At 47.8% G+C, this 22491-nt stretch carries 19 protein-coding genes and 1 other RNA gene; 13 read left to right on the top strand and 7 right to left on the bottom strand.

Features of this window, described 5'->3' with window-relative positions:
• Positions 1 to 3: 3 nt before the first annotated feature.
• Positions 4 to 1473, top strand: a complete 1470-nt coding sequence (locus AC27N8_RS15560; RefSeq protein WP_487068298.1) for a hemolysin family protein — start codon at positions 4 to 6, stop codon at positions 1471 to 1473.
• 116 nt (positions 1474 to 1589) lie between these two features.
• On the opposite strand, the gene AC27N8_RS15555 is transcribed toward AC27N8_RS15560, so the two are convergent.
• Both AC27N8_RS15555 and infC read right to left on the bottom strand, forming a co-directional pair.
• On the bottom strand, positions 1590 to 3008 hold the full coding sequence (locus tag AC27N8_RS15555; RefSeq protein ID WP_487068297.1) for a S41 family peptidase: 1419 nt from the start codon (positions 3006 to 3008) through the stop codon (positions 1590 to 1592).
• Positions 3009 to 3252: 244 nt separating this feature from the next.
• Entirely contained in the window at positions 3253 to 3984 is a 732-nt protein-coding gene (gene infC / locus AC27N8_RS15550) for a translation initiation factor IF-3 (protein ID WP_487074699.1), read from the bottom strand.
• A gap of 442 nt (positions 3985 to 4426) precedes the next feature.
• Between infC and AC27N8_RS15545 the strand changes: the two genes are divergently transcribed.
• Entirely contained in the window at positions 4427 to 6718 is a 2292-nt protein-coding gene (locus AC27N8_RS15545) for a protein kinase domain-containing protein (protein WP_487068296.1), read from the top strand.
• A gap of 87 nt (positions 6719 to 6805) precedes the next feature.
• Here AC27N8_RS15545 and AC27N8_RS15540 read toward each other — a convergent pair whose 3' ends face one another.
• Positions 6806 to 7246, bottom strand: coding sequence for an Hsp20/alpha crystallin family protein (locus tag AC27N8_RS15540; RefSeq protein ID WP_487068295.1), 441 nt, complete (start codon positions 7244 to 7246; stop codon positions 6806 to 6808).
• 298 nt (positions 7247 to 7544) lie between these two features.
• Here AC27N8_RS15540 and tyrS point away from each other — a divergent pair, with 298 nt between their 5' ends.
• The 7 genes from tyrS (at position 7545) to recA (ending at position 14636) form a co-directional block, all read left to right on the top strand.
• Positions 7545 to 8774 (top strand): tyrosine--tRNA ligase, encoded by a 1230-nt coding sequence (tyrS, locus tag AC27N8_RS15535; RefSeq protein ID WP_487068294.1) that lies wholly within the window; start codon positions 7545 to 7547, stop codon positions 8772 to 8774.
• Between the two features lie 42 nt (positions 8775 to 8816).
• Complete coding sequence (gene mtnP / locus AC27N8_RS15530; protein ID WP_487068293.1) at positions 8817 to 9695, top strand: S-methyl-5'-thioadenosine phosphorylase; 879 nt, start codon at positions 8817 to 8819, stop codon at positions 9693 to 9695.
• A gap of 103 nt (positions 9696 to 9798) precedes the next feature.
• Positions 9799 to 9897: signal recognition particle sRNA small type (ffs, locus tag AC27N8_RS15525), an RNA gene on the top strand.
• Between the two features lie 116 nt (positions 9898 to 10013).
• Positions 10014 to 12185: a DNA polymerase III subunit gamma/tau gene (gene dnaX, locus AC27N8_RS15520; protein ID WP_487068292.1), complete on the top strand. Its 2172-nt coding sequence runs from the start codon at positions 10014 to 10016 to the stop codon at positions 12183 to 12185.
• 14 nt (positions 12186 to 12199) lie between these two features.
• Positions 12200 to 12496, top strand: a complete 297-nt coding sequence (locus AC27N8_RS15515) for a YbaB/EbfC family nucleoid-associated protein (RefSeq protein ID WP_487068291.1) — start codon at positions 12200 to 12202, stop codon at positions 12494 to 12496.
• 3 nt (positions 12497 to 12499) lie between these two features.
• Positions 12500 to 13111: a recombination mediator RecR gene (recR, locus tag AC27N8_RS15510; protein WP_487068290.1), complete on the top strand. Its 612-nt coding sequence runs from the start codon at positions 12500 to 12502 to the stop codon at positions 13109 to 13111.
• Between the two features lie 454 nt (positions 13112 to 13565).
• Entirely contained in the window at positions 13566 to 14636 is a 1071-nt protein-coding gene (gene recA, locus AC27N8_RS15505) for a recombinase RecA (RefSeq protein WP_487074697.1), read from the top strand.
• 91 nt (positions 14637 to 14727) lie between these two features.
• Here recA and AC27N8_RS15500 read toward each other — a convergent pair whose 3' ends face one another.
• Positions 14728 to 16167 (bottom strand): DUF4032 domain-containing protein, encoded by a 1440-nt coding sequence (locus tag AC27N8_RS15500; protein ID WP_487068289.1) that lies wholly within the window; start codon positions 16165 to 16167, stop codon positions 14728 to 14730.
• A gap of 254 nt (positions 16168 to 16421) precedes the next feature.
• Here AC27N8_RS15500 and AC27N8_RS15495 point away from each other — a divergent pair, with 254 nt between their 5' ends.
• Positions 16422 to 17198, top strand: coding sequence for an SDR family oxidoreductase (locus AC27N8_RS15495; protein WP_487068288.1), 777 nt, complete (start codon positions 16422 to 16424; stop codon positions 17196 to 17198).
• Between the two features lie 76 nt (positions 17199 to 17274).
• On the top strand, positions 17275 to 17754 hold the full coding sequence (locus AC27N8_RS15490; RefSeq protein ID WP_487068287.1) for a GNAT family N-acetyltransferase: 480 nt from the start codon (positions 17275 to 17277) through the stop codon (positions 17752 to 17754).
• Between the two features lie 93 nt (positions 17755 to 17847).
• On the opposite strand, the gene AC27N8_RS15485 is transcribed toward AC27N8_RS15490, so the two are convergent.
• Positions 17848 to 18027 (bottom strand): hypothetical protein, encoded by a 180-nt coding sequence (locus AC27N8_RS15485; RefSeq protein WP_487068286.1) that lies wholly within the window; start codon positions 18025 to 18027, stop codon positions 17848 to 17850.
• Between the two features lie 312 nt (positions 18028 to 18339).
• On the opposite strand from AC27N8_RS15485, the gene AC27N8_RS15480 reads away from it, so the two are divergent.
• Both AC27N8_RS15480 and AC27N8_RS15475 read left to right on the top strand, forming a co-directional pair.
• Positions 18340 to 18723, top strand: a complete 384-nt coding sequence (locus AC27N8_RS15480; RefSeq protein WP_487068285.1) for a hypothetical protein — start codon at positions 18340 to 18342, stop codon at positions 18721 to 18723.
• 277 nt (positions 18724 to 19000) lie between these two features.
• Positions 19001 to 19228 (top strand): hypothetical protein, encoded by a 228-nt coding sequence (locus AC27N8_RS15475; protein WP_487068284.1) that lies wholly within the window; start codon positions 19001 to 19003, stop codon positions 19226 to 19228.
• 98 nt (positions 19229 to 19326) lie between these two features.
• Here AC27N8_RS15475 and AC27N8_RS15470 read toward each other — a convergent pair whose 3' ends face one another.
• Positions 19327 to 20178, bottom strand: a complete 852-nt coding sequence (locus tag AC27N8_RS15470; RefSeq protein ID WP_487068283.1) for a 2-oxoacid:ferredoxin oxidoreductase subunit beta — start codon at positions 20176 to 20178, stop codon at positions 19327 to 19329.
• A 2-nt stretch (positions 20179 to 20180) separates the two neighbouring features.
• Positions 20181 to 21959 carry a 2-oxoacid:acceptor oxidoreductase subunit alpha gene (locus AC27N8_RS15465; protein WP_487068282.1) on the bottom strand — a complete coding sequence of 593 codons (1779 nt, stop codon included), beginning with the start codon at positions 21957 to 21959 and terminating at the stop codon, positions 20181 to 20183.
• Positions 21960 to 22491: the final 532 nt, after the last annotated feature.

Genomic DNA, 22491 nt, shown 5'->3' with positions numbered 1-22491 from the left:
TATATGGACGGGGACGGCCCTGGCTTATGGAGCTTAGCCGCCACGATTGATTTTCATTTTTCACATTTTGATGGGACTGCCTGGCTACAGTTAATCGTGATGCTGGTCGCATTCGTGCTCTGTGCCTTAGCTTCTGCCGCCGAAACAGCCTTTACATCGGTTAACCGCATTAAGCTGAAAAATTTAGCTGAAGAGGGCGATAAACAGGTCATCAGGATTGAGAGCTTGCTGGCTAAGCCAAATGTTTTTCTGTCAACTATCTTAGTTGTCAATAGTGTGGCAGTCGTTGTCGCTTCTAGTATGGCAACTGTATTGGCACTGCGCTTTTTTTCAACATCTTTTGGTGAACTCATCTCCTCAATTGTAACTTCTCTCGTTGTCTTGATTTTTTGTGAGATCTCCCCCAAAACGGCGGCTGTACAAAATCCGTTGCGTTGGGCGCGTATCTTTGTTGATCCCGTACGTGCTGCTGCCTGGGTATTGCGACCAGTTGTGTTGCTCCTTACTGGTGTAACCGCTGGATTGGTGCGTCTTCTGGGTGGTCCTATGCGTCATCGAGGCCCTTTCATTACTGAAGATGAATTGCGCTTGCTTGTGACCGTCAGTGAAGAGGAGGGCGTGCTTGAGGAAGAAGAGACGGAGATGATTCGTAGTATCTTTGAATTTGCAGATACGACAGTGCGCGAAGTAATGGTTCCCCGTATTGATATGGTAACGTTGCCCAGTACTATGACGGTCAATGAAGCTGTGGATCTGGCGCTGCAAGGCGGTTTTTCGCGCATTCCTGTTTATGAGGCTACAACTGGCTTTGATGATATCGTCGGCATTCTGTACACGAAGGATATGATCCGTCAATTGCGTGAAGATCATGGCTCGTTTCCGATTAAAGGTCTGGTACGCGAGGCGTATTGTGTGCCCGAGACGAAGAAATTAGATGATCTCTTGCGTGAACTCAGGCAGAGCCGTACTCATATGGCGATGGTTATTGATGAGTATGGCTCCGTGGCTGGTTTGGTGACCATTGAAGATTTGATGGAAGAGATCGTGGGCGATATCCAGGATGAGTATGACCACGAGGAAAAATTGTATGAGAAGATCAATGAGAATGAGTATATTATCGATGCCAAAATGAGTATTTATGATTTCAATGATTTGATGGATACTCATATGGTTGATACCGAATATGAAACGTTGGGTGGTTTTGTCTATGCACAGCTGGATAAAATACCGGGCATCGGTGATACGATTTCTTTTGAAAACCTGACCTTTTTTGTACTGGCTACGCGTGGACGCCGAATTTTAAAAATCCGTGTTGAACGCCATCATGAGCAGAAGACCGATATGTTGCTGTTGCCACCGCCGGCAGCCCGGGCGCAACCTGCTGACGATGATGAAAGCGATACGACCGACGAGCACGATGGAAATTCTAGCACGTCAGATCAATCCTCTTCTTACGAGTACAAAGAAGCGTAAACATACATCTTATATGAGTGAAGCGGCAAGTGTTAATCACTATTAGTGATACACTTGCCGCTTCATTTTTGCTCTCTATGATGCGTAGAGTGCTCTATCTACCGATGCTATCGTGATTATTTTTGATACTGGAGCGCTTTGATGAGTTGTGCGTCTTTACTTTGTAAGATCTGTTGCTCGGTTAGATTATTGGCACTCTCTTGTGTGGGGGTAAGGACTGAGCCATCAGCAGGCATTTTTACTGTGATATTGGGAGCAATACCCTGATTACGAATAAATTGTCCGTCGGGTGTCAGCCATTCTTGTGTTCCAATCAGCAGTTCGGAACCATCGGAGAGATCAAATGCTTGCAGGACTGTTCCTGTGCCGAACGTTTTTTCACCAATAAGCGTTGCACGCCCGTTCTCTTTGAGTGATGCAGCGACAATTTCTGCGGCGCTGGCGGAGTTACCGTTGATAAGTACGACCATGGGGGTTGTCGTGTCAATCGTGTTTCCTGTGACATCAAGCGGAGTTTTGTTGCCCTTGCTATCTTCCTGGATCAGTACGTGGCCTTTCTTGACGAAGAGACTGGCTGTATCCTGCGCTTCTTGTAAGTAGCCACCGGGATTGTCACGTAAGTCTAATATTATCTTCGTCGCGCCTTCGCTTTTGGCTTTTGTCACATCGGCTTTAACTTGATCAGAGACGCCACTGGCAAACTGTACAATTTGAATCTGTACTGTATGATCTTGAGGAATATAGTACATGAGAACGTTTGGAACGTTGATCTCGGAACGTGTGATTGTAAATGTGAGCGATTTATTTTCACTGGGACGAAGAACGGTGATTTTAACGCTGGTGCCATTTTTTCCCTGGATCATGGCGCTGACACCGGCAACGTCTTTGCCCTCGGTACTTTTACCATCCACGGCAGTAATCACATCATTGGATTTAATGCCAACTTTTTCCGCAGGCGAACCAGGAATAGGGGATGTCACAATGAGCTTTTTTGTCTTGGCATCCTGTTGGAGATAAATACCAATGCCGCTAAATTGACCGCTAAGCTGCTGATTTTCCTCCTTGGCTGTCTTGGCATCCATGAAGCGCGTATGACCTGTATCGCCCAGAGTAGCAACCATGGCGTTGATGGCGGCGTATGACATCTTCTGGTAATTGATCGCTGAACGATCGACATAGTTTTGATCTATATTATTCCAGGCTTGCTGGAAGAGTTTGGCGTATGCTTGTGATTTATCATTCTGATTAAAGAAATTATTACTATAATATTGCTGGCTAAACCAGCCCGCACAAAATGCAATGACTACAAGTGCAATGAGTGCAATAACTCGTCCAATTGTACGTTGCAGATGGTGCTGCGATGCATTGGGAGCAGCTAGAGCTGTCTGCCCCGGATTGTTTTGCCGATTGGCATCTTGACCTGGAAGAAAGGGATAATGATCGAAGTCATCGGGCGCTGGCTGGGAATCTGATGAGGACGATTGATCATTTGTAAATTGTTGTTCGTACCAGCTTGGTTCGTCATATCTGCTCACCAATAGCCTCCTACGGCACTATCTGTTTGAGTGCGTTAATCTCTGTTGATTTGATCTCTTTTTTCTGGATGTAGTAATTCTATCTTAGTGGTCGCTGTGCTAAAAGTCAAATAATAGTGCTAGAAAAAAGAGGACTACAGTCCAATTGAACTATAGTCCTCTATCGTTTCTTTTGATGAAGTTCACTGTCAGGCCAACCTACAAACCATACGGCATAGGAAGCTTTGCGTAGGAGGTGAATAACTTACAGTTCCTGTGGCTCCGCAACTCGTGACTCCTCAGGAACCTCGACAGGCGCCTGTTCGGTAGTTGCAGACTCCTGCTCTGTAGTCGCAGTTGCTTGTTCTGTGGATGCTTGCGTAGTGGTCTCAGTTACATGCTCGGTTTTGTTCTTGTTAGCAGGGACAGGTATCTGTTTTTTGGGTGGTTCCCAACCGGGAGCTCGGGAGACGATCATCGACATCATACGGCCTTCCATGACCGGAGTACGTTCGATGGTCGCAATGCCTTTTAACTCTTCTGCTATACCATCAAGTAACTTTCGACCGATGTCAGGATGACGCATGTCGGGTCCTCGGAATTGTACACTGACTCTTACTTTATCGCCGTCAGCTAAAAATTCTTGGATTTTACGCGTCTTCACTTCGACATCATGATCGTCTGTACGTGGGCGCATACGAATTTCTTTGAGCGTGATGGTTTTCTGGTTTTTGCGGGCTTCGTTTTCTTTCTTAGCTTGCTCATATTTGTAGCGACCGTAGTCCATCAGCTTACAAACTGGTGGCATGGCGTTTGGAGATACCTCAACCAGATCTAGATTCTTGTCACGAGCAATATCTAAAGCTCGCATAGGAGACATGACTCCCAACATCTCGCCATTTTCATCAATTAGGCGTACCTCACGTGTACGAATACGTTCGTTAACACGTGTTTCTCGCTCTCGTGAACGGTCGTTCCCCCGAAAATCCTTGTTAATAGGGCTATTCTCCTCTTCTTTGAATTATTAACTAGTCGAACTTTCAACAATGAGAGATATTTCCTTCCACTGCGTAGTATTTTATTGCTGTGATTTTGACCAGCAAAAGATATCTGCTACGCCTGGATTGTACAAGTATACTACTTGTGAATTAGCTTTGCAAGTCAACCATAATGCTCGAATGAGCATGGCTTTCCAATTCTAACAAACAGAACATCGACTGGTGAGAAGAAGGTCAAGTGTTTGTTCATATGTCGAATCGAAATGATATATCTACTGAGGACATTACAAATTCCCATTTTGTGTATTCTACCGGGAAATCGCACTTTTTTGCCTTATCTCTGAGAATTAGAAAGTATGTTATAATCAAGAAGAACTCATTTAAGAGGAACTCATCTCAGATGCCGCAAAATATAGCAGTGTACTTAAATGGATAGTATTTATGCAAGATTTTTTCCTTTTTTATCATCTTGTAGAAGAATTGGCATCCAAAACATTAAGAATAACTTACCTTGCTTATCCGTTGCGAGAGACGCGAAAAAAAGTTATTGTTAAGATATTTGATAAAGAATGTGCCAATCAGGATCAAAAAGCACGCTCAGTGAGCTTAAATTCATTGATGAGTATGGATCATCCCTCTATTGTACCAATTTTAGATATTGGTGTAGAGCAAGGGAAGCCGTATATTGTCAGTGAATATCGAGCTTTGGGTTCTCTTGCTCTACGCCTGAAGGATCTTAAGCGTGGTGCTCATAAACATATGAGGTGGCTTGATGCTGTACATATTGTGCAACAAATTGGTCAAGCATTAAGCTATGCCCATAGCCATGGGATTATTCATGGACGCATCAAGCCTGAAAACATTTTCTACTCTGATAATGATGTGGTACAGCTCACCGATTTTAGCCTGTCGCCGTTTATTGATGTGACCAAATTAGAGTATAAATCGGATCTGCATACAACGAGGTATATGGCACCCGAACAATTTGTTGGGAAAACGGAAAAAGCGAGCGACCAATATGCGTTGGCTTGCCTGGCTCATGAACTGATTACAGGACACGTGCCCTTTGAAGCGCAGAACTTCTCATCGATGTGGAGGATGCATACAAATGATTATGCTTCCCCCCTTTCCTCGTACGTACAGATACCAATGCCGATCGATGCAGCTATTCTCAGAGCCCTGGCGAAGAAAGGCGAGGATCGCTATGAAGATATGGACGCATTTTTGCTCGCACTTGAGCATGCCTTATCCGCATCAAAGTCTGAAAAGCCATTTGAAAGCACCTCAGCGTTTGCTGCCTTGCTCTCAAATGCCCCAACTGACATACAAAAAGCTCCAGTGACCAAGCCCTTTGGATTTACGCCGTTTCCAGAGGCGGCAGAGAGAGCTCATCTGGTTAAACGACCTGAAGCACTCGAAAAGGGTGTCATGCCGGAGCAGGATGCTCTCCTTGAGATTGATCCACCATCACTATCCGCGCTCAAAAAAATCATGTCAGGAATAAAATCAGCGCCTCGGCCAGAGAGTCAGGTTGCGGCAACTGAGAGCAAGTTTCTGGCAATACCTACTGAAGAAGAATTTGAGCCAGTGATAACCCCCTTGCCAAGTATCGGAAGTGAACCTGAGCAAGCGACAAACCCCTTGCCAGTTATCGGAGATGAACCTGAGCAAGCGACAAACCCCTTGCCAGTTATCGGAGATGATGCTCATATCCATTCTTATGGTCAACTATCGCATGAAGCTGCTTCTGAAACCACCGAAGAAGGAGATCTGCTGTCCCCAGCGATGCTTGCAGAAATCAATGAAGAGCCAGTAAATGAAAGAGCACAGGCCCTTCAAAACGTGCATCTAGCCACAAATCTGCTTCATAGCAGCATGGTAGTAAGTCCACCTCCGAAAAAGCAGAGAGCATTTACACGTCCACTGTTGGCCGGCTGGAAATCGTCAATTGTAGTACTTGGAGTGGTTTTATTGTTGATAACCACTGTTGCTGCTTTGCTGCTACATCCTTCTAATACAGGGAAGATAACATCAGAGGAGCATGCACCCCTGACCACCGTCGCGACGACGCTCCCAACTCCTGATGTGACTCGAAACGTACAAATAACCGCAACGCCACGGCCCGCAGCACGACCTACCAGGGCGTCACCGCGTCCAACGTCCGTAGTACAGCTTCCAACGTCGGTAGCGGAGCATCAAACGTCGGTAGCACAGCTTCCAGCGACAGTCCCAACGACAGTTCCAACTCTTGCGCCAACGGCAACCCCAACGATAGCAACCACAGGAACTGTCTATTCTTTTGAAGATGGAACTCTGGATAATTGGCAAGTATCAGATTGCTCTTTTGCTAATAGCACTACTACAGCGCAGATAGGAAGTCACTCTCTAGCGATTACCCAGCCTCATGTCAACACAGGAACAAGTAATAAGAACCCTTATCTCTATCTTGATGGAGGTAAGGGTTCTCTTCTGAAGACTGGACAGACCATTGGCGCTTATATTTATGTACCATCTGGAAGTGTGAGCGTTCATGCTGATATATCAGTATCTGATGCAAACAGCAATTGGTCAGGTTCCAATGAGTTTGTACTTTCACCTGGAAGTTGGAATTATATTAGCTATACCGCCCAGTCATTTTCAGCGCCGATTGGCGAGATAGGTATCAACCTTTATTATATAACATCTGGCGGAGGGACAGTACAGCCTGTCTATATCGATAATATAAGTTGGTAAAGGTGAAGTAAAAGGTTGCGTGCTAAAAAATGCATTTAATCCGCAACCTTTTCCTTTTATTTAGAAGAGCAGAAATTTGATGTGGTATTAAAGCGCGTTCACTTTGATACTACGTGCTTTTGCATGTTCTGCTTTTGGCAGTTGCAGTGTCAGAATACCATTCTCATAGCGAGCTTCAACACGCTCTGAGTTAATAGGAGCGGGTAATGTGATGGATTGCTGATATTTCCCTGCCTGGAAACCGTTCCAATGGACGTGAGCGCCTTCTGGGAATTGCACCTTTGTCTCCCATTTGAGGTTGACAACATCCTGTTGGATGGTGATATCGACATCTTCAGGTTTGATGCCAGGAATTGGCAGTTGCAGAGTGAAACCTTCTGCTGTCTCGTAAAGGTTAGCAGCTACTCCACGACCACTTAACGTACCAGCCAAACGTGGAGAAATCACGCTATCTTCAAACAAGCGATCCATCGCATCGCGTAAGGAAACTGCTTCACTGAAAGGATTGTAACGTGTAATGTTAGCCATTGTCGTAACTCCTTCTTTCTTTCTGTATTTCATATGACATATACTTTTTTTATAATGTGAGGAAGTAGAAGTTCTTCATGTGTCCTCATCCTCACATCGGTGTTTTTTCTTTCTGGTGATACTATACTCCATGAAGTGTTAGAGGAACGTAAGCGTAGTGTAAGAAGTTTGTTAGAAACTTTGATAGCCAGACTATCAAGCTTTCTGGTGCTGGCTGTACTATCGACGGCATTCTTATCTTCTGCTACAATGCAGCTAACATAGCACTTACGTATCATGGGAAGAAGGAATAATGGTGTTGAAACAGTCTCCAACGAAGAAAGAGATAGATCATCTCTTAAAGCACGGCGTCTCGCAGGTCGAGAAAGAAGCAGATATGCGGCGCTTGCTGCTGGAAGGCAACAAAGGAGAGCCATTACGTGTCAAGCTTGGCATTGATCCAACGCATTATGATTTGACAATTGGGCATGCCGTTGTTTTCCGGAAGCTGCGCCAGTTCCAACGTCTGGGGCATAAGGCCGTGGTGGTGATCGGTGACTGGACAGCTCGGCTGGGTGATCCGAGTGGCCGTGCTGAGGCGCGCAAGGTTTTGACTGCTGAAGAGGTTCAGTCAAATGCGTCCACCTACTTTGAGCAATTCTATCGCATTGTAGATAGGGAGCAGACGGAGGTTCATCATCAGACTGAGTGGTTTGACAAGTTTGATCTTGGTGATGCTATTCGACTGCTTGGCCATAAAACGGTGGCTCAGATGCTTGAGCGCGATGATTTCTCGAAGCGTTATAAAGGTGGTACTGAGATTTATCTGTCTGAGTTCATGTATCCGCTGTTGCAGGGCTATGACTCTGTGGCGCTGCGCTCCGATGTGGAGATTGGTGGTACAGATCAGACTTTTAACCTCTTGGTTGGGCGAGAACTGCAACCTATCTTTGGTCAGCTGCCACAGCAGATTCTGACGATGAATCTTATCGTTGGTCTGGATGGCGTGAAAAAGATGGGTAAGTCGCTCGATAATTATATTGCGATGACTGCTCCCGCTAAAGATATGTTCGGGAAATTGATGTCGTTGCCCGATCCCATTATGCGTTCTTACTTTGAGGCGCTGACTGAGGTGGATGATGATGAACTGGATGAGTTCGAGCGCAAAATGGCCGAGGGGACGTTGAATCCGCGTAATGTAAAGTTGCGGATGGCGCGCGAGATCGTGACCGAGTTCCATAATGCTGAGTCTGCCCATGAGGCTGAAGAGGCCTTTATTCGCCAGTTCTCAGAGCGCAAGCTGCCGACCGATATTCCTGATTATCCTCTGGCGAGCGCGACCAATATTGTCGAGGTGATTGTGAGCGCTGGATTAGCTGCGAGTAATAATAAGGCTCGTGAACTGATTAAGCAAGGCGGCGTTGCTCTTTTCCCTCAGGGAGCCAGTGGCGAATCTCAACGTATTACTGATCCTGCTTTCACGCTTGATGCGGTGGATGGGTCTATACTAAAAGTAGGCAAGCGCCAGTATATTCGTATCAAGGCGTAATCTTTGATATTGAAGCTAGTCGTATTCAAGGAGGATGTCTAGATGGCACCACAGGCGAAGATTGGCGTGATTGGAGGTAGCGGCCTCTACCATATGGAGCAGATGACGGATATTGAGGAGGTGCAGGTTCATACTCCCTTTGGAGATCCGAGCGATGTGATTACGGTGGGAAAGGTCGCAGGCGTCTCAATGGCGTTCTTGCCTCGTCACGGTCGTGGGCATCGCCTCAATCCTACAGAGGTTCCCTCGCGGGCCAATATATGGGCGTTAAAGAGCCTGGGGGTTGAATGGGTGATCTCTGTCAGTGCAGTTGGTAGTCTGCGGGAGGATATTGCTCCTCGCGATCTGGTGATACCTGATCAGCTCTTTGATCGCACCAAAAGTCGCGTCAATAGCTTTTTTGAGGGCGGCGTGGTCGTTCATTGCGCTTTCGCAGAGCCGTTTTGCCCCACGTTGAGCACGCTACTTTTAGATGCGGCTAACGAGCTGGGTGATGTAAAGGTTCATCAGGGAGGCACATACGTTTGTATGGAAGGTCCGCTATTCTCGACTAAGGCTGAATCGAATGTCTATCGAAAGTTAGGCATGGATATCATTGGTATGACAGCTCTCCCTGAGGCGAAATTAGCACGTGAAGCTGAGCTTTGCTATGCTACGATCGCTTGTGCTACTGACTACGATTGCTGGTATGAATCTGCTGAGACGGTCTCAGTTGATCTGGTGATCGGTAATCTGAACGCGAATATTGAGAATGCCAAACGTATTCTACTCAGTATCGCACAAAAATTACCGCCCGATCGGAGTAGTCAGATCTGTAGTTGTGATCACGCGCTTGAGTCAACCATCATGACCGATGCGACGCGCATACCGGCTGAGATTAAAGAAAAATATCAGTTGTTAATTGGACGTTACATCTCTTGACAGCTAGGCCAATCAGGTGTAAAATGGGTTCATCCCATAGGGGAATAAAGCAATACATTCAGGTGGGATGGACCGATTTTTTTCCGGTCCTGTCGGTTGGCGTAATTGGGTCCTGCGCGGCAGATGTTTATGAATCCCGCTAGGTCCGTGAGGAAGCAACGGTAAATGGACCTCTCTGGGTGATGCAGGTCGCCTGATTACGCTAACCGGCAGGACCGGGAAAAAATCGGTTTTCGCTGTTAAAAACCTCGTTCAACTCTTCTGGCAACAAAGTGGGCTCGTGGCCCGTCATGAGGACACATAGGCGGGAGTAATAATATGGCCTCAGAATCACTCTACCGTAAATGGCGCTCTCAGACCTTTAGCGATCTCGTTGGTCAAGAGCCAGTAATTCGTACGCTGAAGAATGCACTCAATAGTGGTAAGCTCGCGCATGCCTATCTCTTCACGGGTCCAAGAGGTACTGGCAAAACCAGCACCGCGCGTCTCCTCGCCAAAACCATCAATTGTCTGAATCCCCGGGACGGTGAACCGTGCAATGTCTGCGATCAGTGTCGCGAAATCACCTCTGGTAGCTCCTTTAACGTCTCTGAGATCGATGCAGCCTCCAATCGTGGTATCGATAGTATCCGCGATCTACGCGAAAAAGTTATGATGCCTCCGACCACCGGGAAATACAAAGTCTATATTTTGGACGAGGCACATATGCTGACAACGGAAGCCTTTAATGCCCTCCTCAAGACACTGGAAGAGCCTCCTCCTCATGCTATTTTTGTGATGGCAACGACCGATGTGCATAAAATGTTGCCGACTGTCCTGTCACGTTGTCAACGCTTTGATTTTAAGCGCTTTAACCTCAGGCAGCTGGTGGAGCGCCTCCATTATGTGTCGCAAGAAGAGCATGTCGAATTGCAGAACGGTGCGGCTGAGTTAATTGCTCGTGCGGCCTCCGGAGGTATGCGCGATGCTTTGAGTCTGTTGGATCAGGCGATTGCGTACTCGGGCAGCGTTGTGACGTTGGAGCAGGTACAGACGATGCTGGGAGTCGCCGATCCTCGTGCTATTCAGAAGTTTATTTCTCATGTGGCGACGTTAGATAGCGCTCATGGCCTGCATCTGATCAATGAGCTCTCCGAATCGGGAGCTGATCTGCGTCAGATTAATGTGCAGGTGGCGGAATTCTGGCGTGCGATGATGTTAGCGAAAGCTGGCGCTACGATTGCGGAGATCCTGGATAATACTGATGAGGAGATTCGTGAGATTGTGCAGATGTCTCAGCATTTTACGCTCGTAGAGCTATCCGAATGCGCTCGTATTTTTGCACAAAATGAGTTAATGCAGAAGAGTCAGGCGACTCCACAGCTGGGACTTGAGCTGGCATTTTTGGCCTGCGTGGAATTACATCGTCGTAGCCAGGATGGATCTGGGGCGATGGTTCCTGCATCTTCCTCGCGACCATCCTCCGGACCAACTGTCCAGGCCGCACAGATGAGACCGTCGTCTGCACCAACTGTACAGACACCAGCCATACCGCGTCCTCCACGTGATGCTTCGTCATCGCCCCCATCCTATTCCTCGGCATCTACCTTCGAGTCTCTCAAGCAGCCTGAGTCAAACGCATCTCTTGTGCGTCCCTCATCCGCGTCAGGGCATGCAGTTCCTGATGAGATCGATATTCCTGCCTCGTATCGTATTGAGGAGGTTGAGGTGGATGTCGTTACCACTCCCTATAGCACTGTGGAGGTGACTCCTCCAGTTGTGGCTGCCGAGCCGCCTTTTGTGGAGGATTCAACAATCATTGCTGTAACGGAGACGGTCACAGACAACGTTGATGTGCCGACGCTAACTCTTGGGGATGTGACCGAAAAATGGGAATTGATTAGAAAGCGTGTGAGAACACGCAAGGATGGCTCGAAGATTTCAGCCCTCCTGGGTGGATATAAGATTCTTGGGGTGGAGGGGACTGGTCAGTTGCCGATCGTCATCTGTAAAGCTATTGCTGATTTCCATTATAAGACCTTACAAAATGAAGAGTATTATGCGACTATCCGTTGGGCGTTGAAAATGGAATTAGATATTGAGTGTGATGTGCGTTTATTATCGCCGCAGGCTCAAGTTACGATTCCGGCGGTATTGCCACCTCCCAAAGGACAGCATTCGCCACCCACATCTCCCCCTCAATCATCGTCCAATGTTGTGCGTCCAGCCAGCCCTGAGCCTCCTCCGGCTCAGCCATCGTCGCCGCCTTCTGATTATGGATCTCGACCGCCGAAAGCACCGGCAGCTCAACAATCTGTGCCAGAAGAAAAGGCCAACTTGCCCTCTCAACCCCTTGCCAGAAAAGAGTCTGTGAGAGAGAATACTAAAGCGACACCTGAACAAGGTGAGACACGTTATCAAAGTGTGAAGCAGCATGCGGAGAGCAATCCTGTCGTCACAGAAGTGATTCGTATGTTTAAAGCAGAAATCAATGATATTCGACCGAAATAAGGAGTTTTCGTTTCATGAACATGCGCGAAATTCAGAAGATGCAGCAGCAGATGATGAGGATGCAGGAAGAGTTAGAGGCCAAGTCATTTACTGGAACTGCTGGCGGTGGTGCCGTAACTATCGTTATGAGTGGAAAGTATGAAATTAGTAGCGTAAAAATTGATTCCGAGGCATTTAGTGCGGATGATATCGAGGAGCTAGAGGTGATGGTGAAGGCGGCTGCGAAGGATGCTCATGATCGAGTAACCGATGCTCAGCAGAAGCTTGTCAGTAGCGCCACTGGTGGAATGAAGATTCCCGGGTTGTTTTAAATCATGAATGAAGTCGCAGCTCCTGTGGCAGCCTTAGTTGATGAACTATCCAAGCTGCCTGGGGTCGGCGTGAAAACTGCGCAGCGCTTGACCTTTTTCATTTTGCGTAGCCCTACGGACCAGGCCCGTCGCCTGTCTGAGGCTATCATGCGCGTCAAAGAGAATATCGTCTATTGTTCGCGTTGTTATAATATCACTGAGGTTGACCCTTGCTCTATTTGTAGTAATCCGGGTCGGGATCAGGATAGTATTTGCGTGGTAGAAGAGCCGCTTGATGTTCTGGCTTTAGAGAAGACGAATGTGTTTAAAGGACAGTATCATGTCTTGCATGGGGCTCTGTCACCTTTAAATGGTATTGGGCGCAAAGATATACGTATCGATGAGCTGTTAAAACGTCTGTCATCTGGAACCGTGCACGAAGTTATCCTGGCCACCAATCCAGGCTTCGAAGGCGATTATACCGCTGGCGTGATCAAAGATGGGATTAAAAATGAGCTCAATGTGCCACAGTTGCGTGTGACTACTCTGGCTCGCGGACTTCCTCTGGGGAGCGATCTCGAGTATGCAGACGAAGGGACACTGAGTCGAGCCCTTGAGGGACGTCGCGAATTATAGCTAGCACTGAGAAGGGATGCTTCTAGAAGCATCCCCGTTTCTTTCTACCGGCACCAGATGAGTATCCTTTGTAACGCCTCTTCGTACAACTTGACACATATATCACCTCATGGTACACTTGTTCTACTTCGGGCGAGATTTGAGCGTTGACAGAAATTATTTCCGGTTTCCTATCCCTATGAAAGAATAAAGATAGTAGAAACATAAACGAGAGCGGCACGGTTATACTCTCTGCACATCCATTTATATCCGTGTACTCTGTGAAACATACATCTATTGTACGTCGCAGCCCCTGCGAGGATTGAAAAAAGGAGGATGCAGAGTGTGAGGGATTATGAGATGACTTCAAGTCAATTTGTATCTCACGCCCTGTGAAAGTGAAACAATGCCAATAAGTAAGAAAGAAAAAAGTGCAGCCGCAGCCGCTGCCAGTAGCAGCACAAATACAGCCGGTATGAGCGATCGCGAGAAGGCGATCGATCTGGCGCTGAATCAAATCGAGCGCCGCTTCGGCAAAGGTGCGATTATGAAACTTGGTGATGCCGCCAAAGTTCATGTTGAGGCCATCCCATCGGGATCAATCGCGCTGGATCTGGCTCTGGGCATCGGGGGTATTCCACGCGGACGCGTCACCGAGATCTATGGTCCTGAGTCTTCTGGTAAAACCACGCTTTGTTTGCATGTCATTGCTAATGCGCAACGCGCTGGCGGATATGCCGCTTTCATCGATGCCGAGCATGCTCTGGATGTGCTCTATGCATCCAAGCTGGGTGTCGATACGACGAATCTGCTTATCTCGCAGCCCGACACTGGTGAGCAAGCTCTGGAGATCGTGGACTCACTGGTGCGCAGTAATGCTATCGATGTGATCGTGGTTGACTCGGTTGCTGCTTTGACACCTCGCGCCGAAATCGAAGGCGAGATGGGTGACTCGCATGTGGGTCTACAGGCACGTTTGATGAGTCATGCATTGCGTAAATTGACAGGTGCTATCAGTAATTCACATACGACTGTTATCTTTACCAATCAATTGCGTGAGAAGATCGGCGTGATGTTCGGCAATCCAGAAACGACGGCTGGCGGTAAGGCGTTGAAGTTCTATGCTTCGGTACGCCTGGATATTCGCCGCACTGATTCGATTAAGCAGGGACAGGATGTCATGGGGAATCGTACCCGTGTCCGCGTCGTGAAAAATAAAGTGGCTCCTCCTTTCAAAACCGCCGAATTTGATATTATGTATAGCGAGGGTATTTCTCGTGAAGGTGGCTTGATCGATCTGGGCTTGGAGATGGGCCTGGTGAAAAAGAGTGGCGCCTGGTTTACGGTTGGTGATATTCGCCTTGGTCAGGGTCGTGAGAACGCTAAAGAATTCTTACGTCAGAACAGCGACGTGGCGATTGCCATCGAAGATCAGATTCGCGGAAATATGCTGGCTTTCAGAACTGCCGATGCCGAAGTGGTTGAGGAAGAAGAAGAGACAGAAGAGACAGTGCTGGCAGAAGCAGGTATAGAAGAGAACCTGTAGGATCCATTACTCTCTTGTGCTTTTTTGTCATAACAGCAAGAGCGAGGGTTTACTCTTCAGAAAAGAGCCTCGCTCTTGCTGTTGTCTATAGCTAAGCCTGGGACTTATCAGCCTCTTGCGAGGCTTGTGGTTCTGGATGTAAGATTTGTGGTAACTTTTGCTCAAGGCTGGGTGGGTCCAGATGGATCAATGGTCTCTCTGCGGTAGTGAGCAATGGGTCCAACTCTTCGCTTTCAATTAAAGGCGTTCCCAGGACGTTCACTACAGGTTTTCGTTTTCTCCACCAGGTCGCTATCGTCGCGGGATCAACAGGACCAAGTTTCCCGGTCCGCGCTGAATGAAGTTCCCAGTCCAGTATCGCCTCATCGAGTGGGATTTCATAGCCGGCCTTCATACTCATGTTCCATTTGTGCTGCATGATTGCGAAGTATGCAAGCATTGGATCTTGCTCATTGGTCAGGCGTTGACTTAAGAGCAAAATCGTTGGCAAATGATAATGATCATACCAGTCCCGAGCCGCCTCTTCAAGACTGACTTCGCGTCCGGTATTCTTCGTCATGATATCTTTGTGGCCCACTATCAAATTGTAGAAACGACGTGCATACGCTCGCGGAATTGTGATGTGAATAAGGTCGTAAACGCGTTGCTGATACCATCCTGGGATGATGGGTGTGAGCTGATGAATTGCACCACTGGCCTTCTCCGATACGATGCCTCTCCAATCGTCTACCGCTCGAAGCAAGCGCTGCGTTTGATAAATGGTGTTTATATCATGACTTCCAGTGATACGGGCATGCTCTTTGCGTACAGCACGATAGCGCTGGTAGAAGTAACGATAGTCGCTGTCGTCTAACACCTGGACGTCCTCTGGGAGTCCCTTGGCCTGTCGGAGATCTTCTGCCTGCCAGGCCAGTGATTCTCCAAATTGTGCCAGATCTTGTTCACGCAGACCTTCACTGATTGGTCCTGAAAACATCTCAACGGTCTCTGCATCGGCCATGATGCCAAGAATCTCACGGCCATCGATGCGCAGAAGCGCGTTGGCGAGCGAAGGATCACCCCAATAGACACCATGCTCATGTAGCTCAACCATCAGAACGGCAACGGCTGAAAGCATGCGTTGCTTGGTCCTGCGTGTCAGGGGGAGTCTGTAGAGCAGAACGTGGGGGACAACACGTGGAGCTAACTGCGTGACGGTATAGCCTCTATCTGCGTTGATGTATTGGCGCATGCCTCTGACTCCGGGGACGTCTATGGCAATTGGCGGCATCGTGACGTGTACTGTTCCAATCGGGCTCAGCGCGGGGATGCCACGGTGCTCGATCTCTTGCAGATTGCGTATCTCTTTCTCCGCCATGTGTGGAGTCGTTTCTTTAATCGCATAGCGCACACCTTGCCGCTCGATGAAGATAACTGGATGGCGAGAGTCGCCACGGCGTACGACGAGCAGTTGGATGCCATGCGTTTCCCATTCTTCGAGTTGAATATCCCAGGGGAGATCTTCCAGTCTGCGTCGATGCTCTCTATCCATGGTAAGTTGTATTTTGGCTGGGTTGCTAACTATGATAGGCTCCTTGCGATTGTACTAGAAAAGATGTATCAATATAGGTGTTAAAGTAATCATAGCATGCTTGAGTTGTCGAGCGCAAACTGAAGAACGAGCTCGCAAACATGCGTGACTGTCTCTTTTCGGTTATCCAGGAAACTTCCCATTGATCTCTCCTGGTTGCGAAAGTAAGTATATCTGAGGTATGACTAAAGCTGGTCAGGAAGGAATATTCAGAGATGAGTACACTAGATCTATTTCGCCTGGATGGCAAGACTGCGATTATTACGGGAGGCGGTCGTGGTCTGGGGCGCTATTTCGCGCAGGCTCTGGCTGATGGAGGCGCCAATGTGGTGCTGTGTTCGCGGAAACTGGCGGCTTGCGAGGAGGTCCGTCAGGAGATTGAGGCGCAAGGTGGTCATGCTCTGGCTCTGGCCTGTGATGTGACGAAATTGAGTGACGTTGAACATGTCGTGGAAGCTACTCTGGAACGCTTTGGTGCTATCGATATTTTAATTAATAATAGTGGAGCTACCTGGGGCGCCCCCGCAGAGGATATGCCGCTGGATAAATTTGATCAGGTGATTGACGTCAATATCAAGGGTACCTTTATTATGAGTCAACTGGTCGGTCGCAAGATGATTGCGCAAGGGCAGGGTGGTAAAATTATCAATATAGCCTCTGTGGCTGGTCTGACCGGGGGAAATCCGAAATATATCCAGGTAGTGGGCTATCATTCCAGCAAGGCTGCGGTAATCAATATGACACGCGATCTGGCAACGAGTTGGGCACGTTACGGTATTACAGTGAATGCGATTGCACCAGGATGGTTTCCCACACGTATGTCTCATGCCTTACTTGAACGCTATGGAAAAGAAATGCTCTCAGACATTCCGCTGGCTCGCTTTGGGGCTCCGGAGGACTTAAAGGGGGTGCTTGTTTTTCTGGCGTCGCCGGCAGCAGCCTATATTACCGGGCAGACGATTGTGGTTGATGGTGGTTCCACTGCCTGGTAGTAAAATTTTCTTGCTGGCTATCGTGCTTTGCAATTGGTTATCTTATAGCCATAAAGTAGATAGAGAAAGGTTGCCTATGCGGCCAATTGTGCTGCGGGTTGTTCCTGTAGCTGACTGCGATACTATTTTGCCGCTGCTTCACGATGCAGATGAGGATGATGAGCGTATTCGCTCTCTTGTTAGTGATGGGACGCATACATCGTATGCGGCCTGGGATGGAGCATCTCTGGTCGGATCTGTGGTCATGCGCTGGGAGTCCGCTGCAAGTGAGATCGAGTATATCGCTGTGACAGCTGATGTGCGCGGTCGTGGTTATGGCAAGGCGATAATTGCGCAGATTTTTGAAGAGGCTCATGCACGAAACATTGCATCAATCCTGGTTGGAACGGATAACACTGCCTGGGGAGCAATTGCTTTTTATCAGAAATGTGGTTTTCGGATGGATCATGTGCGATCCAACTTCTTTTCGTATATTCAGCCACCTTTAGTCGTTGATGGCATTCCTCTACTGGACATGCTGGTTCTACGTTATATTGTTACAAAGGAAAACATCTAAGTGTTAAGGAAGTATGTATCTGTATGGTTGGTAGTGTGAACTTGAGGTGAAATTTCAGCTAACTAAATCATACAGATACATACAGCTTGCGCTTTATGATTGTGTTTCTGGCTGAGAACGTAGACGAAGGAGCAAGAGGATGCCTAACAGGGTTAATCCCAAAATAAATGGCAATGAGAAGCGAAGCCCCCTCTTTTTGGGCTGCTCATTTTCTTCTGGTTGATCAACGATCTCGATTCTATAGACAGGGGTTTCTCGGGTTGTCTGTGTCATAAAACATGATCCTTTTCAATTGCACAGATGTGCATGGCTAGCTATAAAAAGCAGGCTATATAGAGCTCCCGGGTAGTTATCCAATGCCCGGAGTATCTTTCACTAACACTTTTATTATACGTGAGTGAGTATGCTCTGGATCTTTTTGTGTATCTAATAGTTACGATGTCTTACTGATGTCCTTAGGGTATAGGTGTATGCCATTGTGGTATTTTCTTTGCTCTGTCGTGGACAAAAAATCTCTTGACGTGCCTGAGCCATCGCGCTATCATCCTAATGCAACAAAAAATTGTAAAGGTATTTTTAATCATCATGATGAATCGTTTAGAAGGGCGAAACCTCGCTCATCCTGGCTGTCTGATAGGCATCACCACTGGCTTGATCCTGGGGATTGTTCTGGCTGGTATCCTGGCCGCCTCCTTCAATGTCTCTTTTAATACCGTCTCGTTAATCTGGTTAGCTCTCACACTTGGGCTTGGCCTGGTTGGGTGGGTCATTGGTGCATTTTTGACGACGCAAAAGCAGCTTGCTGCTCAGAGAGCCGAGCTTATAGCCTCAGAGGGGCGACAAGGGTCCACTGAAAGTGCGCAGGATGAAGCTCCAGTCGATAGTGTAGAGCAAGAAGTTGCAACAGAAGTTGAGGTACAGATTACGGAAGCCGAAGAAGAAATGCGTAACGATCGGCCTTCTTTGTAATAAAAATAGGTCAGTACTTGTGAACATTATTTGTGGTTTGGAATCTTCTTCCCATATGTGGTATAGTATCTTTTACTCAGCTTAACTTATAGTGAAATCATAATCTATAGGGCTGAGCATGCGAGCAATGGGGCTCCAGGGCAAAGATGCATGTGGATAGACGTATCCGTGTGGATAACCTTTTTCTCCATCCGATACGAGATCACCTCTGATGTTGTGCTGTTTATCTTCCCATGTATGATCCGTCACACTGATTAGCGCAGTAGAGGAGACTCCTATGCCCAATGAATTTCAACGACCCGTCTCGGTAGATTTTGCCCCCCAGGGTAGCCATTGTGAATGGTGTGGAAAGCCCGCAGAACGACAATTAACAGCTATTGGTGGTTCATATCACAATGAGAGTGGTATTTTTTGCCGTTCCTGTGGTGAATTATTTACGCAGGGAGTTGCAAAATCGGTGCGCCCGGTGAAGGCTGCTGTTTCAGCGCGTCAGCAGCAGCAATAGAGATGGTTCAATTCAGCCGGTGGTCTTAGGCTCGCTTACAAGAAAGGACTGGCGTATTGACACCAGCCCTCTCTTTGTTATGTTTTTAAACTGACTGATCAGGCATAACGCTGTATATATTGATTGACATCAAATGTTTTTGCCTGTTGAACAAGATGATGGGCGGCTTGATCCATGGTAGGACGATTTTCTTCTTCTTTGTAGAAAATGCCAGTAAATTGTTTCTCAGTTTCTAGTGCAAGTGCAATGGCTTCCGCTTTATTGTGTATGTCGTGACTGGCATCGATCGGTGTGACAGATGCGTCCCAGGCATCGAACGTGTGGAAGAAAGTCGGGCATGGGCTGAGAACATGGATGAATGAGAAGCCTTTATGTTCAACTCCTTGCTTGATAAGTGCAGCGAGATCCTTTGGCTTTGCCGAGTATCCTCGGGCGACGAAGCTGACATTTAACGAGAGCGTCGTAGCGATTGGATTGAATTGAGAAGCTAACAGACCATAAGGAGTGGATTTTGTCACATGACCCTGTGGTGAGGTTGGAGAGGTCTGTCCTTTGGTTAACCCATAGATCTCATTATCCATCACAATCACGGTGATATCGATGTTACGGAGCGCCGCATGGAGGAGGTGTCCGGCACCAATGCTGAAGAAGTCGCCATCTCCACCAACTGCAACGACATTCAGATCGGGACGTGCCATCTTGAGTCCCTGAGCGACTGGTAGCGCACGCCCATGGACGGTGTGGAAACCAAAAGTCTTCATGAAGTGTGGGAAACGACTGGAACAACCAATCCCAGACACGACGACGGTTTGATCCGTTGGCAATTTCATTTCAGCCAGGCCACGGAATGCGGCGTTGAGTACTCCGAAGTCACCGCAGCCAGGACACCAGGTGGGTTTGACCTCGCTCTTATAATCTTTGGGTGTTGGATTGATGATTGTTTGAGTCATGATTAACAAACCTCCTCAATTGCCTGGAGGATCTCTCCCGCTGTGAATGGCAGGCCTCCATATTTGTTGACGCGAATTGCTTGTAAGCCATATTTAGCGCCTAGCAGATTAGCCAGCTGTCCCGAATAGTTGTTTTCTGGCACAATTACCTTGTCGACAGAACGAATGAATTCCTGGATCGCTTGATCAGGCAGGGGCGAGAGCACCTTTGGATGCAGTGATGCAACTTTATGCCCTTTGGCACAAGCACGATCAACTGCTTCCTGAATAGTTCCCTCGGTTGAGCCCCAGCCGATAATGCCGATTCTGGCTTGCTCATCTCCATAACGCTGTGGTTGCGGCAATTCAGCGGCAGCTGTTTCGAGTTTACGGAAGCGTTTCTTCATCATGGCCGTATGATCTTCAGGCTCGTAATTAGGATGTCCAGCCTCATCATGCTCTAAGCCAGTGGCTACATAAGACGGCGCGCCTGTTCCTGGAATACTCATAGGAGAAATGCCACTGGTGGTATAGGCATAGCGTTCATACGCATCCGCACCAGACGTGCTTGGGATGGTTGCATAGATATCTTCATGATGGCTATTGCTTCCATCAGAGGCACGATCATGATATTGGATACGCTCCTGAATCTCAGGCATTTGAAAGATCGACGTGTCAATACTTTCGACGCGGGCTGTGAGCGATTGATCTGTCAGAAACAGGACAGGCATCTGGTAACGATCGGCTAGATGGAATGCCAGGATGATAAGCTCATAGCAGTTTGCTACGTCGGATGGAGCGATCACGATACGTGGAGTGTCACCATGCCCAGCATTCAGCGCAAAGCTGAGGTCGGATTGTTCCATCTTGGTGGGCATACCGGTACTGGGGCCAGCGCGTTGAGCATCGACGATCACGGCTGGTAACTCTGCCATTGAACTGAGACCGATCAACTCTGTCATGAGCGAAAGACCGGGACCAGAGGTGGCTGTCATTGACCGCTTACCACCATAGGAGGCACCAAGTACAGATGCCAGAGCTGCTATCTCATCCTCGGCTTGCAAAAACGTGCCTCCCACGAGAGGAAGCTCTTTGGCCATGCCTTCCATAATGTCGCTAGCAGGCGTGATTGGATATCCTGCAAAATAGCGGCACTGGGCTGCTAATGCACCAGCTACAACTGCCTGGTTGCCATTGAGCACGACGCGATCAGCTTTCTCTACGGCGCCAAGCATGTATGGATCGCTTTTGTGGACTTTTTCTTGAACGTATGTCTTCGCGATATTGAGCGCCAGCAAATTCTTTTCCATGAGATTTGCATTTGCTTTGCGTGAGCGCGAGAGTTTTGATTGTACTACCTGGATGATGGCTTCAATAGGAGGTCCGAAGAGGCCGCAGATGGCTCCTAACATGACCATATTCTTGGTTTGGAAAAGTTGAACCTCTTTACGTGCAATCTCGTTAAAAGGAATGGCATACATGATACTGTCACCCGGATCGGGAGTAAAGTCGGCGGGATCATAGATCAGCACGCCACCATGACGCAACTCACTAATGTTTCGATCATATGCCTCTCTATTCAAGCAGATCAACACATCAGCGTAATCGCCCATAGACTTCACCGGATGATCACTAATACGAACCTGAAACATACATGGCCCACCGAGGATCTCGGCCGGAAACGTCCTGAAGGTATAGACATGATACCCCCAACGAGCGGAGGCCAAAGCAAGGATATCTCCGCCAGAGATAGTACCCTCGCCGGACTCGCCTCCGATTCGAATTGTCACCTCATTCGTCATTGAATGCCCCCTGAAAAGCATTGACCGCGCTATACCCTCAAGCATAGCGCGGCAAAAACAAAACGTCGTGTAGCGCAGTAGGATAGATAATCAGAAGGGGATTTTTTGTACAGAAAAATCTATAACTCCCTCTCAACACGAGAGCGAGAAACATATTCCATAAACTATAGGTTCTTCTTCTACATGCCAGCCAACATTGAACGGAATGTGTCAACAAGTGCATTATACCAACCCCGTTCCTAGCTGACTGGGCATATACATCCTCAATCTAACTTGTCCGTTCCTATGACTGTGTCGGGTTGACCCTGGCACTTTGACTAGTGGTATTATAGCACAACAAATTGATGTGCGTACACGAAAAGAGACCATCTACCGCTTTTTAAGAGAGCTTCATCTCAATTTATTGCCTGACTTCACTGGACAGATCCACGTATGAGATCTACCTACTTTTGCCTGTGATGAGCCTCCGCACGCAAAAGGCTTCAGACAAATGCAATTAGAGAGATGATCAAAAATTCACCTTCATGCTACT

The sequence above is a fragment of the Dictyobacter sp. Z7_2 genome, assembly GCF_057551105.1.
This window is presented reverse-complemented; position numbering and strand designations above follow the sequence as displayed.

Bases quoted from the DNA above. Each gene is read 5' to 3' on its own strand.
- AC27N8_RS15560 (WP_487068298.1), top strand. From the start codon at position 4: ATGGACGGGGACGGCCCTGGCTTATGGAGCTTAGCCGCCACGATTGAT.
- AC27N8_RS15545 (WP_487068296.1), top strand. From the start codon at position 4,427: ATGCAAGATTTTTTCCTTTTTTATCATCTTGTAGAAGAATTGGCATCC.
- AC27N8_RS15540 (WP_487068295.1), bottom strand. From the start codon at position 7,246: ATGGCTAACATTACACGTTACAATCCTTTCAGTGAAGCAGTTTCCTTA.
- mtnP (WP_487068293.1), top strand. From the start codon at position 8,817: ATGGCACCACAGGCGAAGATTGGCGTGATTGGAGGTAGCGGCCTCTAC.
- dnaX (WP_487068292.1), top strand. From the start codon at position 10,014: ATGGCCTCAGAATCACTCTACCGTAAATGGCGCTCTCAGACCTTTAGC.
- AC27N8_RS15515 (WP_487068291.1), top strand. From the start codon at position 12,200: ATGAACATGCGCGAAATTCAGAAGATGCAGCAGCAGATGATGAGGATG.
- recR (WP_487068290.1), top strand. From the start codon at position 12,500: ATGAATGAAGTCGCAGCTCCTGTGGCAGCCTTAGTTGATGAACTATCC.
- recA (WP_487074697.1), top strand. From the start codon at position 13,566: ATGAGCGATCGCGAGAAGGCGATCGATCTGGCGCTGAATCAAATCGAG.
- AC27N8_RS15500 (WP_487068289.1), bottom strand. From the start codon at position 16,167: ATGGATAGAGAGCATCGACGCAGACTGGAAGATCTCCCCTGGGATATT.
- AC27N8_RS15495 (WP_487068288.1), top strand. From the start codon at position 16,422: ATGAGTACACTAGATCTATTTCGCCTGGATGGCAAGACTGCGATTATT.
- AC27N8_RS15490 (WP_487068287.1), top strand. From the start codon at position 17,275: ATGCGGCCAATTGTGCTGCGGGTTGTTCCTGTAGCTGACTGCGATACT.
- AC27N8_RS15485 (WP_487068286.1), bottom strand. From the start codon at position 18,027: ATGACACAGACAACCCGAGAAACCCCTGTCTATAGAATCGAGATCGTT.
- AC27N8_RS15480 (WP_487068285.1), top strand. From the start codon at position 18,340: ATGATGAATCGTTTAGAAGGGCGAAACCTCGCTCATCCTGGCTGTCTG.
- AC27N8_RS15475 (WP_487068284.1), top strand. From the start codon at position 19,001: ATGCCCAATGAATTTCAACGACCCGTCTCGGTAGATTTTGCCCCCCAG.
- AC27N8_RS15470 (WP_487068283.1), bottom strand. From the start codon at position 20,178: ATGACTCAAACAATCATCAATCCAACACCCAAAGATTATAAGAGCGAG.
- AC27N8_RS15465 (WP_487068282.1), bottom strand. From the start codon at position 21,959: ATGACGAATGAGGTGACAATTCGAATCGGAGGCGAGTCCGGCGAGGGT.